Raw genomic sequence first — 16802 nt, 5'->3', positions numbered from 1 at the left:
AGATATTTTATGAAAACAAAATTAATACTGATTTATATATTGATTTGTGGAGCGATACTGGGATGTAAGGAAGACGAAGTAAGAGCTCCTTATGGGGACAACGATACCACTCCCCCGAAGGATGTGTCCAACGTAACTATCAAGAGCATTGCCGGAGGAGCTGTGCTGAAATATGATATCCCCGACGATCCGGATTTGTTATATGTTAAAGCTGTTTTTGAAGCCAAAGCCGGAGTAGTGAGAGAAGTCCGGTCGTCTATGTACATCGATTCTCTTGTTATCAAAGGAATAGGTGACGTCAACGAGCATAAGGTAACTATATATGCAGTAGACAGATCAGAGAATTTGTCGAAAGGCATATCTGCTTCCATTATTCCAAATACCCCTCCGGTTCTCACAGTAAGAGAGTCTTTGCTGGCCGAGGCTGATTGGGGAGGTTTCAGATTATCGCTGGACAATGCAGGTAAAGATCCCATCTCTATTATGGTATATTATAGTAATACTGAAACAGAGGGTTCTATCCTTCATAACGTATATTACACCGAACAGGCAAAAGGTCCGTTAGCTATAAGAGGTTTGAATGCTCTCCCTTCTCACTTCTCCGTTAAGGTACGTGACCGATGGGAAAATGAATCTGAACCTTACGAATTCGATCTGACTCCCCTGAAAGAAGTTCTATTAGATGCCAAGAGGTTTAAAGAGATGTTTATTCCGGGCGATGTACGGTTCACTTTCTTTGGAGGTGGATGGGATCGTTTTTTTAATGATAATTACAGTGCCGGCGACTTTGCCCATACGGATTATCCACAAGCCTTCCCTCATCCTACTACCATAGATATGGGTGAAACCGTTCTGCTAAGTCGAATGAAAATATGGCAACGCCTCGTAAATGAAGACTTCTATAAACACGCTTGTCCAAGACATTTCATGATATACGGTTGCCCGGAAAACCTCGACCCATATAAAGAAGAAAACTATACATTATTGATGGATGGTCATCTGGAGAAACCTTCGGGAGGAGAATTCACGGACCCAAATACTTCCGAAGATATTCTGGCTGCCGAGCAAGGACACGAGTTCTTATTCGAGAACGATCTTATGAAACCGGTACGTTATGTACGCTTCATCTCTCTGGCATCCTGGTCGGGCATGGAATGTACCCGTATCGCAGAAATGAAGTTCTGGGGGCAATATGTAAACGAGAGTACCAATCAATAATTATAGAATCTTATGAACTCAATAAAACATTTTTTTCTGGGCTTGTTAGCACTGATGGCAGGATTGTCTTCTTGCACAGACCTGACAGGAACATTCGAGGATTTTCAAGGAGATGGAGAAATCACTTATTCCGGTAAAATCGATTCTCTGGTCATAAAAGAGGGGCTCAACAAAATACAAGTAGAAGGATTTCTGTATTATGCAGGAACCGCAAAAGAAGCAGTTATTCAATGGGAAGACCAGCAGAAGATTGTCAGTCTGGATGGATATTCCAAGAATGATAGATTAGCTGTTTTAGTTGATAATCTGAAAGAAGGATTATATGTTTTCAAGGTATTTACATTAGATAAAGATAAGAACAGATCGGTCATTTCTACTTTACAAGCCAATGTTTACGGAGAGAAGTTTATCGCCGCACAAAATCCGGTGAGCTACACAGCTACGTTCACTGAGCGCAATACGGTTGAAATCGAATGGGCGGATATTCCGAAGTTATCTAAAGCTGTCCTTGAGTATACGGATAATCAAGACAATCTTCAGCAGATCGATATTTTGCCGGAAAATGCAAAGACGGTGATTTATAAATTCAAGCCGGGTACTTCATTAAAGATTACGACGTATGTCAAACCCAGTGAGAAAGCATTGGAGTATATTCCATTGAAACCGGAATATTATAAGCTACCGGATGAACTATATGACCCTGAAATGATCGACCGCAGATTATTCAAGAATATGGCAATGGCTTCGGATGCAAAACAAAATCACGGTGGTGTAGTGGAGAATATGTGGGATGGTAACGATGAAACTTATATGCACACCACCGACAATCTTGGAGTTCCTTGTCATATCACACTCGATACGGGTGAAGAGAATTACCTGACGGAAGGGAAAATCACGATGCGTAGTATATTCATCTGGTGTCCCTCCCAATTCCAGATATGGGGCTTACCGGATGTAGAAGATATCAATGCTCACGAACCGAGTGTCAAAGACGATTTTAATAATAAGGACGCATGGGAAACAGAATCCAAAGCAAAGGGATGGATCAATCTGACTGAGGATGGAAACCAGAGTTATGCAGTCCGCGAAGCAAATAACAGGATAGCAACTTTCAAGCTGAATGGCACAAAAAAGGTGAGATACATTCGTTACCGCGCCATCAAAGTATGGGAACGCGAGGCTGATACGAACAAAATCATGGAAGGATACGGAGCTTATTTCTGTACTTCGGAATTGTATTTGTATCGGGGTATTTAAATTGTGCTAAACAATTCGCCAGATCCCTTCTATAACTAGAAATTGGGATTTGGCGAATTTCTTTTACTGACAGGTGAATACATATCACTGGTTTGTCATATATAAAATCATAAATAGTACTTGAAAATGAATAAGAACTTTACTATTTCTTTGTTTTTTTTACTTGGAACTGCTGCGCTATCAGCACAAGTAAAATTGTTGCCCATATTTTCTGATAATATGGTGCTACAGCAAAAAACACAAGCGCCTGTTTGGGGTGAAACTGAACCGAATAAAAATGTCGAGATCATTACATCTTGGAACCGTAAGAAGTATGTCATACAAGCGGATACCCAAGGTAAGTGGAAAACTAAAGTTGAAACGCCAAAGGCTGGTGGACCCTACACTATAACGATCTCCGACGGAAAACCTGTAAAATTGAATAATGTAATGATTGGTGAGGTCTGGGTGTGTTCCGGGCAGTCTAATATGGAAATGCAGGTAGAAGGTTGGGGAAAAGTCTTGAATTATGAACAAGAGAAGGAAGATGCAAATAACTATCCAAATATCCGTTTCTTATTAATAGAAAAGGCTATTAGTCCTAAACCTGTTGAAAATATTACAGCTGCAGGGAATGGTTGGCAAGTTTGTTCTTCAAAAAGTGTTGCAAACTTCTCTGCTGTCGGATATTTTTTTGGACGTGATCTGAATAAATATCGTAATGTACCCATTGGATTGATTGATACTTCTTGGGGCGGCACAATCATAGAAACATGGACGAGTAACGAAGCATTAGCTACTATGCCAAGTATGCAGAAAAGACTTGAGCCATTAGAAGGTTTGCCGGCATCACAGGAAGGACGTAAAAAGAAATTTGAGGCAGATGTCGAATCTTGGAAAGCCAATATTGAAAAGATTGATAAAGGTTGTGCCAGTGGAGAGGCTGTATGGGCATCCACTAACTTTGACGATCATACATGGAAGTCCATGAAAATACCTGGAGTGATGCAGGAACGTGGATTGCAGGGATTTAATGGTCTCGTTTGGTTCAGAAAAACGATAGATATTCCGGCCAGTTGGGCAGGAAAAGAACTGACTTTAAATGTTGGCGTTATTGACGATCATGATTGTACTTATTTTAATGGAGTGCAAATAGGTCGAACGGAAGGATGTGTGGTATCTAGAATCTATAAAATCCCGGGATCATTGGTAAAAGGCGGAAAGGCGGTGATTGCTGTACGTGTATTGGATACAGGCGGTACCGGTGGAATCAACGGAAGTCCTGAAAGTATTTCACTTCGTCTTTCTGATTCTGATGCTATACAGATGGCAGGCGACTGGAAATATCAGGTATCATTGAACATGAGAGAAATCGCTCCAATACCTGTTGATATGTCATCGAATCCAAATATTCCTACTTTTTTGTTTAATGCCATGCTTAATCCGTTAATTCCTTATGCTATCAAGGGAGCTATCTGGTATCAGGGAGAAGGAAATACAGGAGAAGCCTATCAATATCGTGAATTGATGCCATTAATGATTACTGACTGGAGAAACCATTGGGGATATGATTTTCCTTTCTATATGGTACAGTTGGCTAACTTTATGGCTCAACCGAAAGAACCAGTAGAATCAATCTGGGCAGAATTGAGAGAGGCGCAGACACGTACGCTGAAATTAGAAAATACGGGTATGGCTGTAACAATTGATATAGGTGACGCAAACGATATCCATCCGAAGAATAAACAAGAAGTAGGAAGGCGTTTGGCATTAGCTGCCAGAGCTCAAACATACGGAGAAAAGATCTCATATTCAGGTCCGATGTATGATACCTATCAGATTGAAGAAAATACCATCCGTATTTATTTCAAGCATGCGGATAAAGGCTTAAAGACCAGTAATGGCGAGAAAGTGAAAGGGTTTGCTATTGCCGGGGTAGATCATAAATTTCATTGGGCCGATGCGGTGATTAAAGGAAATACAATTGTGGTTTCTTCACCCGAGGTTATTCTTCCGATTGCCGTACGCTATGCCTGGGCGGATAATCCAGTCTGTAATCTGTATAATGGAGTCGATCTACCGGCATCTCCTTTCCGTACGGATGATTGGAGATAAACATTATCAGGATGTTTTCTCCGGGCAGATGTATAATTTAAAACGTATTCGAAAAGTCTATCGGATGATTGCAATGTCTATATACAGTCGGCTACTCTGAGCGAAAGAAACTTGGATAAGAATTATATAGTTACCCAATTTTAATTACCCTATATTCCTTTCTTTCTTTGTTAGTAGCCGGACCTTGTTCGACACCCGGGTGTCGTCATGTTCAACACCCGGGTGTCGAACTGCTTGAGACCCGGGTGTCGTACAAACTTTCACTACTACTAAAAAAGAATTTCATTACTGGAAAACAAATGTAGCGTAGTATCCCACCTAAAATAGCATATACTACTTAAACACTTGCTTCATCGGTCGCCCAATCCATACTTGCGGTTGTTTCAATCCGAAATTTCATTGAGGAAAAGGGCTAAAACTTAATATCCACAAAAACCGGATAATGGTCTGAAATTGTTGCAGTATCTATTTCTTTACCATCAACCGACAGCGAACGTAATATCTGAGTTTGCAGAACTTTTACCTTAGATGCTTTCTTATTCTTCGCCAAAAGAATATAGTCGATTAACGCTCCATCATCAGTCCTTCCGGGAATTGAGTTACCTACCACGTCACTCACAATCGTGAAACTCTCCAGCCACGCAGGAAATGCGATTCCACCATTATTCCAACGGTGTGAGTCATTGAGATCACCCGCCAAAAAGACTATTTTCTTTTCATTCTTTATATTATCACATACCATTTGAGCACCTTCCGTACGGAGCTTGTCATTCAAATCGGCATGAGTACCAATAAATATTAGGTCTTTCAACTCCACTTTGACAGCAGCTCTCGTCTCGTCACCCGGCAAATGTATAATTTCTTTTTTACGGATAGGCAAATTTTTCTTTATCAACACACCGCAACCGATATTCCCTCCATCAAAGGAGGTTGCATTACCATATACCGGAACATATTCGATTCCGGTCGCATCAGCGATTTCTTTCAAAAGATATCTGGAGCCCCTGTGTAGGGATGCACTATCCAATTCTTGTAATGCAACTATATCTGCATCCATCGCTCTGATGACCTGAGCTAACTTTTCGGTATTTTCTTTATTAATGGCACCGGGGTCTGTTGCACCCTTACAATAGTGGGTATTATAAGTCAATATACGTATTGCATTCTTTGCTTTCGGAAAGGTTTGCGCAAATGATTGTGAAACAGGAAACAAACACACGATAATGGCTGAAACAAGTCTGACTCTAAAACACATTTTTCTATTTTTCATATTATTTTTTGATTAACTTAGTCGGTGATAGCCTTAATTCTGAAAGTTTCAATAAAACTATATTGGCAAAATCCTTGTCTTCAAATAGATTGCTAAAGATGTGGCAGTATCGCAAGATTCACCTATTCTAGTGCTGTTCAACTGATAACAAAGGAAATTTGAGTAAAAGTAACCATAAAATCTCCAAAACTCTAATCTTTTTCAGAAATATTTTTGTGATGAGTGAATTTTCCCGTTGTTATCTTTCTGACTCGATTGAATATAAAACCGGTTCAAAACATATACTAAAGTTAATTTGAAGACAGAAAAGAATGAATCAAAGACAGCCAATTTTCGATGAAGTATCTTAATCATTTGTACAAAAACAAAGGGGAAAAATGATGCGATACAACCATTTGTATACTAGAAGAATATACAAGAACAGGACAATGACCAAATACTAATTTCACAGTATTTTATCCAGTATTTTATCCAGTCCCAAATGGCAAAAACTGACCTATCCTATCTTCGTGCGCGGTAACAGTGAAAATCCGTGAAAGAAATCAAAAGAGAAACAAATACAAAGAGTTTATTTGGAAATCCAGTCATAAATAGATAAATTTGTCATGTGATTTTTTTCATAGTATTAGATTTAAGGTTAACAAAGGTTGGAGCAAGGCGTTGCTCCTTTTTTTATGTCAGTTTCTCAGCTTTTCTCTATTGGCGCTCTCAGTTTTTCCGCTACCTGTAATAGTTGCCCCTTATAGTCTACCATAGAAATAGCAGGAATGGCACCGGGAGGCAAATTCTTCTTTATTTCCTCATTTCTCTTTATCAAATCTTGGCAGACTTTATCACACCACTTAGCAGCCTTCTCACGTAATGAGGTATTCTCACATTCTTTGTTGAGCCATTTAACCCACTGCAATAATTGTCCTTCATCACCCAAAATCGTATTCGAAGCAAGTAGCTTATCCCCTCGTTTTATAAATGAATCCCATTCATTCATCATGCCATCTCTCTTTAGAAGGAGGCTCTCTGCTATCATATCCGCTTCTGCCACATCCATTTGTTTCATACGCGCAACATATTCATTCAGTCCTTGCTCATCTAAAGTACAATGCTTCGATTCATCCACTTTCAGATAAGCATAAGAACCATCAATCCAGTCTTCAAGCAATCTTCGATCAAGAGAAGCAGCTTGCCGGGGGAATTTATCAACAACCTCCTTTTTATGATTCACTACATATAGAAATGCAGAGGAATTGATATCATGCACATAACGATAGAATATTGAAAAGTAAGCCTCATCCTCCAATATCTTCTGTTCTTTGCCCTGTAAAAAATCAACTGCAACTTTTCCCGCTTCCTCTTCACAATTGGCATCAGCAAGCGCATTGATATATCCGCTGATAAAAGCCAAATCATGCTCACCGGATTCATATTGTTTCCGTAGCCCCGAAAGTCCACCGGATTCCACACCCAGTTTCACTTTTTTCAGTAGTTTGGGAGCTGCATCAGCACCTAAAAGACGATATACTACTTCGCCATTTGAATTCAGGAAAAGAAGGGTAGGATATCCCCGCACCTCATATTTCTTTCTAAGTTCTATCCCTTCACCTTTCTCCATGTCCATTTTCAGATTCACAAAATGCCTATTGAAATAATCGGCAACGAGAGAATCCTTAAAAACGACATTGGATAACATCCGGCAAGGACCACACCACGTAGTGAAGCAATCGACAAAAAGTAGTTTATTTTCCGCTTTAGCCACCTTTAAAGCCTCTGAAAAAGAAAGTTCACGAAAAGCAATGCCATCCGTTTTTGCAGGAGTCATTTGTACTCCCTGTGCAGGTGTCATCTGTACACCTTGTGCAGGTACTACCTGCTGCCCTTGTGTTGTTTGAACGGATAGCAGACACACTACTGTGAGACAAGAAAAAATAAGTCGTTTCATTTTAAATATGTTAGGTTAATAAGTAAAGTCATAACAATTGATACATTCCTCCGGCCAATACACGAATCACTCCTTTCATCTCCAACTCAAAAAGAAGGGCACTCATCTTATGAACGGGAATATCCGTTTCTACCGCTAAAGCATTGATCTGTAAATCGCCCTGTTTTTCCAACAAACTGACTACTTTTTGCTCTTCATCGGACAAATCAAGAAAAAGACTCCGCTGCACAGCCTCTACTCGTACAGGGCGGGATTCATCAGCCCATCCCATTGCTTTAACCAAGTCCTCGGCAGAAAGGAGTAATGAAGCTTTATTATCACGAAGTAGCTGATTGCATCCCTTGGAGTATTCATCATTCGTACGACCCGGAAAAGCAAAACAATCCCGATTATATCCCTCAGCAAGATCGGCAGTAATTAGGGAGCCTCCCTTTTCAGCAGACTCAACAACAATAGTAGCATCACACATTCCGGCAACAATACGGTTTCGGCTGACAAAGTTGTGACGATCCGGATTGGTTTCGGTAAGGAATTCGGTTAGCAGTCCTCCCTTATCGAGCATATCAATAGCTGTTTTCCGATGTACATAGGGATAAATACGATCAAGCCCATGAGCCAGAACACCTACCGTAGATAATTCATTTGCCAAGGCTTCGCGATGTGCATGAATATCAATTCCATAAGCCAGTCCGCTAACCACTAATACATCCGGGCAAAGCATCTTCAAGTCCCGTAGAAAAGAAGCACAAATTTGAGTTCCATATTCAGTAGCATGGCGAGTACCCACCATATTTATAATATGCAGTGAATTTAAATCTGCGTTACCTTTAAAGAAAAGAACAATAGGAGCATCCTCACACTCCCGAAGACGGGAAGGATAGTTTTCATCAGTAAACGTCAGGCAACGGATACGATTCTTTCGAATAAATGCTAACTCTTGTTCGGCACGGGCAATGGCTTGCGGGCAGTCTAAGGCTTTTATGATACGTTCATTGATATCCGGCAACCGATCGGGAAGGTCCTTACGGAAACGAAATACATCAGTGGCATTTTTCATGCCATCTATCAAGCGCTTTGCCCCTATATGCCCGATACCGGGCACCATAGTCAAGGCAATGCTATAAATCTGTTCTTCTTCGTCAGCGGTCATTTAGGTATGGTGCAAAGACATTGTCGAATAATTCGCTGTCACTCAAACGTCCGTTTACCACACATACCGTTTCAACAGTGGATTTCACTACTACTTTATGATCACTTTTCCGGAAAATATCCTGATAGAATACGTACTTGATACCTTCCTTCTTCATATATAGCTTTGAGATAAATTCATCCCCGCTTTTCAATGGAGTCTTGAAAGCCATATTGATGCGCGCCACTACGGGATCAACCCCCTGCTCATGGAGAGCAGCGAAGCTAACACCTACTGAAGTCAGAAACTCATGACGGGTATGTTCCAGATAGTGTTGATAGTTGGCATTATTGACAATACCCTGAAGGTCACATTCGTAATCGCGAACCTTCATTTCCAACTCATAAATATACTGAATCATTACTTATCCTCTTTTCTGTTCGATATCAAGCCCTTTGAATTTCTTCAGTTCTTCGGTCGATACCAATTTATATAGTTTGTCATTAGGACGTATGCGGTCAGACTTCATAGAGAAGTGTTCTCCTTTTTTTACGGTTTGCACCGATTCCAGATCAACACGTGCTTCATCCAGAGTCATAAATACAGCCCCCGTAGTTGGTCCTGTAATTAACAGTTTGTCGCCTACACTGACCTCGGCAGCCTCCACCAAAAATTCAGATACACCGATATTGGAGAAATATTTAACTCCTTTACCTACATAGATTTTACGTTCGGTAGCAGCGGAACCGTAATTCCGGGTCCACTCTCCTAAACGCTGTCCCAGATAATAACCATCCCAGAAGCCACGATTGAATACTGTCTTCAGACGTTCATCCCAAGCAGCAGTCTTCTCATCGGTAAAGGTCCCTTCCACGTATGATTTGATCGCCTCTTTATAGCATTCTACAACAGTACGCACATATTCAGGACCACGGGCACGACCTTCTATCTTAAATACACGTACCCCCGCATCCATCATCTTATTCATAAAGTGAATCGTCTTCAAGTCTTTGGGGGACATGATATATTCATTATCAATATCCAGCTCTACATCGGTTTCTTTATCACGAACCGTATAGGAACGACGGCATACCTGCATACAAGCACCGCGATTGGCTGAATGGTTCATTTCATGCAGAGATAGATAACATTTACCGGAAACAGCCATGCAAAGGGCACCATGACAGAACATCTCGATACGAAGTTGTTCACCGCTCGGACCACAGATATTCTCTTCACGAATCTGACGGTATATTTCGGCTACCTGTTCCAGATTCAATTCACGGGCCAAGACTACTACATCTGCAAATTGGGCATAAAACTTTAATGCTTCGGCATTGGATATATTCAATTGAGTAGAAAGATGCACCTCCTGTCCTATCTGACGGGCATAATTCATCACTGCCACATCGGCTGCAATGACTGCCGATATCCCGGCTTCCTTCGCTGCATCTACAATAGTATGCATCAAAGGAATATCCTTGTCATAGATAATTGTATTTACAGTCAGATAACTCTTTACTCCATGCGCATCGCAAGTCTGTGCAATCTCGCGCAAATCATCAATAGTAAACGTATTGGCGGAGCGGGCACGCATATTCAGGTTTTCTATACCAAAATAAATAGAATCTGCTCCTGCCTGAAGGGCAGCAGACAATGATTCACGTGAGCCGACAGGCGCCATTATTTCAAAATCTGTAATATTCATCAGTACTGTTAGATAATCTTTTAAATGTGATAAGAAAGTGCAAAGGTACAAAGTTTATCTGTATCCAAGACTTAATTTATCTTACTGTACCTTCAACTCATTCTGAAGTTCAGTCGCCATTTCCATACCTATCTTCTGTCCCAACTGCATTCCTTCCATAGTCATCTTAGGAGTAGCTTCTGCCAATTTCTTTCCAATAGGAGTCTCATAAAATGCGATAAGATCTTTCAAATCATCTATAGTCAGGTATTTCTGATAGATAGGGACATAGAGTTCTACCATTCTATCAGCAAATTTTGTTTTCCATTTAGCAGCAAAATCATCCCAGAAAGCGTCCGCTGTACCCGGAGAAGACTGTTTCATCATACTTATCATTTGCGGAACCATCGTTTTCGTGATTTCCAAAGATCCGGAAAGACTCATCATCTTTTCCAATGTATCTCTATACTCCTTGTTATCATCACTTTGTGCATAAACCGAAGTTGCAGTTGCAAACAGCATTATCATACCTAGAACCGCTAAAAACAGACCTTTTCTCATAATTCCATATTAGTTAAATGAATGAATAAACACAAAAGTAGGTATTTTTTCCATATTTTTGCAGGGAAATAACCATTAGTTCATTTTTATTCATGGAGATAGGTCAAATAGATCTGGGAGAACACCCTATATTACTCGCCCCGATGGAGGACGTTACCGACCCCGCTTTTCGCCTGATGTGCAAAAAGTTCGGTGCAGACATGGTATACACCGAATTTGTATCCAGCGACGCCCTTATTCGTTCAGTCAGCAAAACCGCACAGAAATTAAGCATCAGTGATGCAGAACGTCCTGTTGCTATTCAGATATACGGAAAAGATACAGAAACGATGGTAGAGGCTGCCAAAATCGTAGAGCAAGCACAACCGGATATTCTGGATATTAACTTTGGATGTCCGGTGAAAAGAGTAGCAGGAAAGGGAGCAGGTGCAGGAATGTTGCAGAATATTCCCAAAATGTTGGAGATTACCCGCGCTGTAGTAGATGCAGTCAAGATACCTGTCACTGTAAAAACCCGATTGGGCTGGGATGCAAGCAATAAGATTATCGTTGATCTGGCAGAGCAGTTACAGGATTGCGGCATTGCGGCATTAACTATCCACGGTCGTACCCGTGCACAAATGTATACCGGAGAAGCAGACTGGACCTTAATTGGCGAAGTTAAGAATAATCCAAGGATGCATATTCCTATTATCGGCAACGGAGATGTGACTACTCCCCAACGCTGCAAAGAATGCTTTGACCGATATGGGGTAGATGCAGTCATGATCGGACGTGCCAGCTTCGGACGGCCCTGGATCTTCAAAGAAATGAAACATTATCTCCAAACAGGAGAAGAATTGCCAACACTCAGCTTTGATTGTTGCATGGAAATACTTCGTCAGGAAGTGATCGATAGCGTAAATCTGCTCGATGAACGCAGAGGTATTCTGCACGTACGTCGCCATCTGGCTGCCAGTCCTATATTTAAAGGTATTCCGAATTTCCGCAATACTCGTATTGCCATGCTTCGGGCAGAAACAAAAGAGGACCTTTTCAGTATCTTTGAGGAAATACTTTCGAATAGACAAAATCAAGACTTGCAGCCTATTTAAACATAGGCTGTGCAAACCACTTCTTAAACATCCAGGTTACTACCACGTACAACACGAAGGCTGAGAAGAAGCCGACAATGGCATCAATTACATAATGTGCCTGAATATAGACGGTAGCTCCACAAAGCAACATATAAAGAGGCAACAAACAATAAAACAGTTTCTTGCTTCCGCGCCACGCCATAATCATCAGAATCGTGGAAATACCGACATGAGAGCTGGGAAATGCAGCCGTAGGACGTTCGCCTACTTGTTGGGAACCCTCTACAAGATTATAAAAGAATCCGTGCTGATAACCCGGTCCCGGCAACAGTTCCTGATGAAGATTGAAATAATCGCCGATAGCCGGGAAAGTACCTTTTGCTACGTTTTCTATTCCTATGGCGGGGAAATAAAATTGCGGTCCTGCCACCGGAATGAAAATATAAATAAGATAATAGATAAAGAATGAGGTGACCAACACGAAAGACATCTTCTCAAACAGATCGAATTTGTAGATAAAATAGAACAAAGCTACCACCACAATCATCGGATAATAAAAGAAATATCCCATATTAAAAGCCTCACTCACCAATAAATGCGGAAAAGTATGGCAGAACCAGATTGCCGGCTGACCATTAAAGATAAACTGTTCCGTAGTTGCAAAGACATGATCCAGATTCGGAAAGAAACGGTTGAACTCAAAAGTATCGGGATACCAATAGGACAACAAACTCATTTGTATAACGATGCGCACAAAGGCCGAAAACTTACAGGGAGCCAAACGATAAAGATACATCAACAGAAAAGTCACTATAGCAATCATTGCCCTATCCAGCAACATATGCCATGGATGGTCCATTCGTTGAAACAGGAACAGAATCAAGATGGAGGTCAACAGATTATAAATCAATGTTATCTTCTCCACTGCGAACAACCCTTTCCGGGTTTCTACGCGCTTAAATAAGTCTAAAGCCATCCTTCGTTTTTATACCAAGCAATCGTTTCACGGACTCCTCTCTCCAAATCATATTCGGGAGTATACCCTAATTCCTCAACCGTAGGGGTAATGTCGCATTGCCAATTGCGTTGTTTCATTATCTTATACTTATCCAAATTCAATGTACTGCGCTTTCCTGAGCACATAGCAATGAATTGAGCGAGCAAAGATACAACTTTTAGCACAATTAACGGACATTTGATACGAATAACAAACGGATTGCCCAACTCTTTTTGAATTAAGTTCGAAAAAGCACGGCTTTGATATACTTTACCGTCCGAAAGAAAATAAGTTTTCCGTACTACTTTTTTCTCTATTCCCAAAAAAACAGCTTGAATAATATCTTTTATATAAACAAAAGTCAAGTCTTGCCGGCGAAAACCAACAGAAAAGTCCATATGCCGTTGAATGGATTTTGCCATCAGAAAATAATCCATTTCACGAGGGCCATATACTCCTGTTGGACGATATATAACGTATGGCAATCCGGGAATACTTTGAATATAAAGTTCAGCCTTGAGTTTACTCAATCCATACGCAGTGTTAGGCATTGGAGTGTCTTCTGCCTCAATAGGAGAATAATCTTCGTCGCGCACAGGTCCAAAAACACTTAACGTACTGATATAGATAAACTGTTTGGGAATCATATTAAGCGCCTTCAAGGTATCAATAAAATATTTCGTCTGTAGGTAATTCACGTAATCGAATTCCTTCGAATCAATACACTTGGTGACACCGGCACAGTGGATAATATAATCAAACTTATTGTATGTCCCTTTGTAGCCTGAGAGTTGGGCACGAAGCTCATTCGGGTGAGTAAAGTCCAGTTCCAGAAAGTGAATCTTTCGGTTCTTCAAATATTTCTTGCTACTGGCAGACCGCATTCCTGCCCAAACGTTGAACTTACGCTTCAATGCTTCCTCCACTATGAAACTGCCGATAAATCCACTCGCACCTGTAATTAAAATACTCTCCATTCCTATTTCTTAGGTTCTACATGAATATTGATTAATGTCGCATCTCCAAACATTCCCTTCAATTTTTGCTTAATAACGGTAACCGTAGTATGTGTCATGGGTCTTATTCTGTGGCTTATTAGAAATCCCCACAAAAACTATAACCACTAAATCCGTAACAAAATCAGACAAAAAGTGCACCGCATCTGCAAGCATAGTAGCGCTATGACGCATAAATCCTGCCATAAGCTTGAATACAAACAGCAGAAAATTAACGATACTACCAATCACGGCGACTTTATAAATTCCTCGTTCGAGGGAAGTCTTTTTATCTTCCATTTGTTATATTATCAATAAGATATTGGCAAATGTACGCGAAAATCTTGAATTATTGATATTTAATCACTTACTTTGTATTAACAATAGTAATTTAGAATGATTCAATTATGGCGAAAAAGAAAGAAAAAAAAGAAAAAAAGGCCGGTAAAAGAATGGGAAAAAAACAATTGGCCAAATTATTGATAGACTTTTTCCATGCCAAACCGAACGAAACACTCAGTATGAAACATATCTTTGCGGAGTTACATCTCACAACTCATCCGCAAAAGATGTTGTGCGTAGATATTCTACACGATCTGCTAGATGACGATTATATCAGCGAAATAGAGAAAGGCCAGTTCCGTATGAACAGTCATGGAACAGAAATGACAGGTACTTTCCAACGTAAAAGCAATGGAAAGAATTCATTTATTCCCCAAGAAGGAGGCGAACCGGTTTTCATTGCAGAACGAAACTCTGCTCATGCCATGAATAACGATAAAGTAAAGATCGTATTCTATGCTAAACGAAAAAGAAGAGAAGCTGAAGGGGAAGTTATCGAAATACTGGAACGTGCCAACGATACCTTTGTCGGTACATTGGAGGTGGCCAATTCATACGCTTTCCTGGTAACGGAAAACCGTACGCTTGCCAACGATATTTTCATCCCGAAAGAGAAGCTGAAAGGTGGAAAGACAGGCGACAAAGCTATCGTACAAGTGACCGAATGGCCGGACAAAGCAAAGAATCCAATCGGTCAGGTGATTGACATATTGGGTAAAGCCGGCGACAATACAACAGAAATGCACGCTATTCTTGCCGAATTCGGACTGCCGTATATTTATCCGAAAACAGTTGAAACAGCAGCGGACAAGATTCCTGCCGAAATCACTCCGGAAGAGATAGCCCGACGTGAAGACTTTCGTAAAATAACCACTTTTACAATCGACCCGAAAGATGCGAAAGACTTTGATGACGCTCTTTCCATTCGTTTGCTAGAAAATGGACTTTGGGAGGTAGGTGTACATATTGCCGATGTGACGCATTACGTAAAAGAAGGGGGTATCATTGACAGGGAAGCTGAAAAAAGGGCAACATCCGTTTATTTGGTAGACCGTACGATTCCGATGCTTCCGGAACGTTTGTGTAACTTTATCTGTTCGCTTCGACCTAATGAGGAAAAACTGGCTTTCTCCGTTATTTTCGATATTACAGAGAAGGGGGAAGTAAAAGACTCACGTATTGTGCATACTGTGATCGAGTCTGACCGCCGCTTCACTTATGAAGAGGCACAACAGATCATCGAAACAAAAGATGGAGATTTCAAAGCAGAAGTATTGATGCTGGATACGATTGCAAAAGCACTTCGTGAGAAACGTTTTGCCGCAGGAGCCATCAATTTCGACCGTTATGAAGTCAAGTTTGAGATTGACGAAAAAGGAAAGCCTATCAGTGTCTACTTCAAAGAGTCTAAAGATGCCAACAAGCTAGTGGAAGAATTTATGTTACTTGCTAACAAGACAGTAGCCGAAAAGGTAGGAAAAGTTCCTAAAAACAAAAAGGCCAAAGTTCTTCCTTATCGTATTCATGACCTTCCGGATCCTGAAAAGCTGGACAATCTTGCACATTTCATTGCCCGTTTTGGATATAAAGTACGCACCAGTGGAACAAAAACCGATATTTCGAAATCTATCAACCATTTGCTGGATGACATTCAGGGCAAGAAAGAAGAGAATCTGATTGAAACGGTCTCTATCCGAGCCATGCAAAAAGCACGTTACTCTACCCATAATATCGGGCACTACGGATTGGCTTTTGATTACTACACGCATTTCACCTCTCCAATCCGTCGATTCCCGGACATGATGGTACATCGTCTGGTGACAAAGTATATGGATGGAGGACGAAGTGTATCGGAAACAAAATACGAAGATCTATGCGATCATAGTTCGAATATGGAACAAATAGCTGCCAATGCCGAACGTGCTTCCATCAAGTACAAACAGGTAGAATTCATGAGCGAACGGCTCGGTCAGGTATATGATGGAGTAATCTCCGGAGTAACGGAATGGGGCCTGTATGTCGAACTGAATGAAAACAAATGTGAAGGTATGGTTCCTATCCGCGATTTGGGTGACGACTATTACGAATTCGATGAAAAGAATTACTGCTTGCGCGGACGTCGCAAAAACCGGATATACAGTCTGGGAGACGCTATCACTATCCGTGTGGCACGGGCGAATCTGGAAAAGAAGCAATTGGACTTTCAGTTAATTGATAAATAAATTCATCACAAAAGGTCG

General features: G+C 40.8%; 13 protein-coding genes and 1 pseudogene. 5 read left to right on the top strand and 9 right to left on the bottom strand.

What is annotated here, in order from left to right:
• The first annotated feature begins 9 nt into the window (after positions 1-9).
• The 3 genes from PHO71_RS01515 (at position 10) to PHO71_RS01505 (ending at position 4569) form a co-directional block, all read left to right on the top strand.
• Positions 10-1218 (top strand): DUF4959 domain-containing protein, encoded by a 1209-nt coding sequence (locus PHO71_RS01515; protein WP_300197848.1) that lies wholly within the window; start codon positions 10-12, stop codon positions 1216-1218.
• Positions 1219-1230: 12 nt separating this feature from the next.
• Positions 1231-2475, top strand: a complete 1245-nt coding sequence (locus PHO71_RS01510) for a DUF4998 domain-containing protein (protein WP_300197845.1) — start codon at positions 1231-1233, stop codon at positions 2473-2475.
• A 126-nt stretch (positions 2476-2601) separates the two neighbouring features.
• A complete protein-coding gene (locus tag PHO71_RS01505) occupies positions 2602-4569 on the top strand; it encodes a sialate O-acetylesterase (protein WP_300197842.1) in 1968 nt (655 codons plus the stop codon).
• 412 nt (positions 4570-4981) lie between these two features.
• Here PHO71_RS01505 and PHO71_RS01500 read toward each other — a convergent pair whose 3' ends face one another.
• From PHO71_RS01500 to PHO71_RS01475, 6 genes are all read right to left on the bottom strand, one after another.
• A complete protein-coding gene (locus PHO71_RS01500) occupies positions 4982-5839 on the bottom strand; it encodes an endonuclease/exonuclease/phosphatase family protein (RefSeq protein WP_300197840.1) in 858 nt (285 codons plus the stop codon).
• Between the two features lie 685 nt (positions 5840-6524).
• Positions 6525-7775 (bottom strand): thioredoxin family protein, encoded by a 1251-nt coding sequence (locus tag PHO71_RS01495; protein WP_300197837.1) that lies wholly within the window; start codon positions 7773-7775, stop codon positions 6525-6527.
• A gap of 28 nt (positions 7776-7803) precedes the next feature.
• On the bottom strand, positions 7804-8925 hold the full coding sequence (gene dprA / locus PHO71_RS01490; RefSeq protein WP_300197834.1) for a DNA-processing protein DprA: 1122 nt from the start codon (positions 8923-8925) through the stop codon (positions 7804-7806).
• A complete protein-coding gene (locus tag PHO71_RS01485) occupies positions 8915-9325 on the bottom strand; it encodes a thioesterase family protein (RefSeq protein WP_300197832.1) in 411 nt (136 codons plus the stop codon). The genes dprA and PHO71_RS01485 overlap by 11 nt, the downstream gene beginning before the upstream one ends.
• 3 nt (positions 9326-9328) lie before the next feature.
• Positions 9329-10588 carry a peptidase U32 family protein gene (locus PHO71_RS01480; protein ID WP_300197969.1) on the bottom strand — a complete coding sequence of 420 codons (1260 nt, stop codon included), beginning with the start codon at positions 10586-10588 and terminating at the stop codon, positions 9329-9331.
• A 105-nt stretch (positions 10589-10693) separates the two neighbouring features.
• Positions 10694-11152, bottom strand: coding sequence for a DUF2059 domain-containing protein (locus PHO71_RS01475; protein ID WP_300197829.1), 459 nt, complete (start codon positions 11150-11152; stop codon positions 10694-10696).
• Between the two features lie 92 nt (positions 11153-11244).
• On the opposite strand from PHO71_RS01475, the gene dusB reads away from it, so the two are divergent.
• Positions 11245-12246, top strand: a complete 1002-nt coding sequence (dusB, locus tag PHO71_RS01470) for a tRNA dihydrouridine synthase DusB (protein WP_300197826.1) — start codon at positions 11245-11247, stop codon at positions 12244-12246.
• Here the strand turns inward: dusB and PHO71_RS01465 are convergent.
• The 3 genes and pseudogenes from PHO71_RS01465 to PHO71_RS01455 form a co-directional block, all read right to left on the bottom strand.
• Positions 12239-13204 carry a phosphatase PAP2 family protein gene (locus PHO71_RS01465; protein WP_300197823.1) on the bottom strand — a complete coding sequence of 322 codons (966 nt, stop codon included), beginning with the start codon at positions 13202-13204 and terminating at the stop codon, positions 12239-12241. The two genes, dusB and PHO71_RS01465, sit on opposite strands and share 8 nt — an antisense overlap.
• Positions 13195-14202, bottom strand: coding sequence for an NAD(P)-dependent oxidoreductase (locus PHO71_RS01460; RefSeq protein ID WP_300197820.1), 1008 nt, complete (start codon positions 14200-14202; stop codon positions 13195-13197). The genes PHO71_RS01465 and PHO71_RS01460 overlap by 10 nt, the downstream gene beginning before the upstream one ends.
• 78 nt (positions 14203-14280) lie before the next feature.
• A pseudogene (locus PHO71_RS01455) lies at positions 14281-14520 on the bottom strand (cation transporter); the annotation flags it as partial.
• Positions 14521-14627: 107 nt separating this feature from the next.
• Here PHO71_RS01455 and rnr point away from each other — a divergent pair.
• Positions 14628-16784 (top strand): ribonuclease R, encoded by a 2157-nt coding sequence (gene rnr / locus PHO71_RS01450; protein ID WP_300197816.1) that lies wholly within the window; start codon positions 14628-14630, stop codon positions 16782-16784.
• Positions 16785-16802: the final 18 nt, after the last annotated feature.

Origin of the sequence: Bacteroides sp. (genome assembly GCF_028690125.1) — a bacterium.
In the GTDB taxonomy this organism is placed as follows: Bacteria; Bacteroidota; Bacteroidia; order Bacteroidales; family Bacteroidaceae; genus Bacteroides.
The sequence above is the reverse complement of the archived record's forward strand: the minus strand, read 5'-3'. Positions and strand labels throughout refer to the sequence as shown.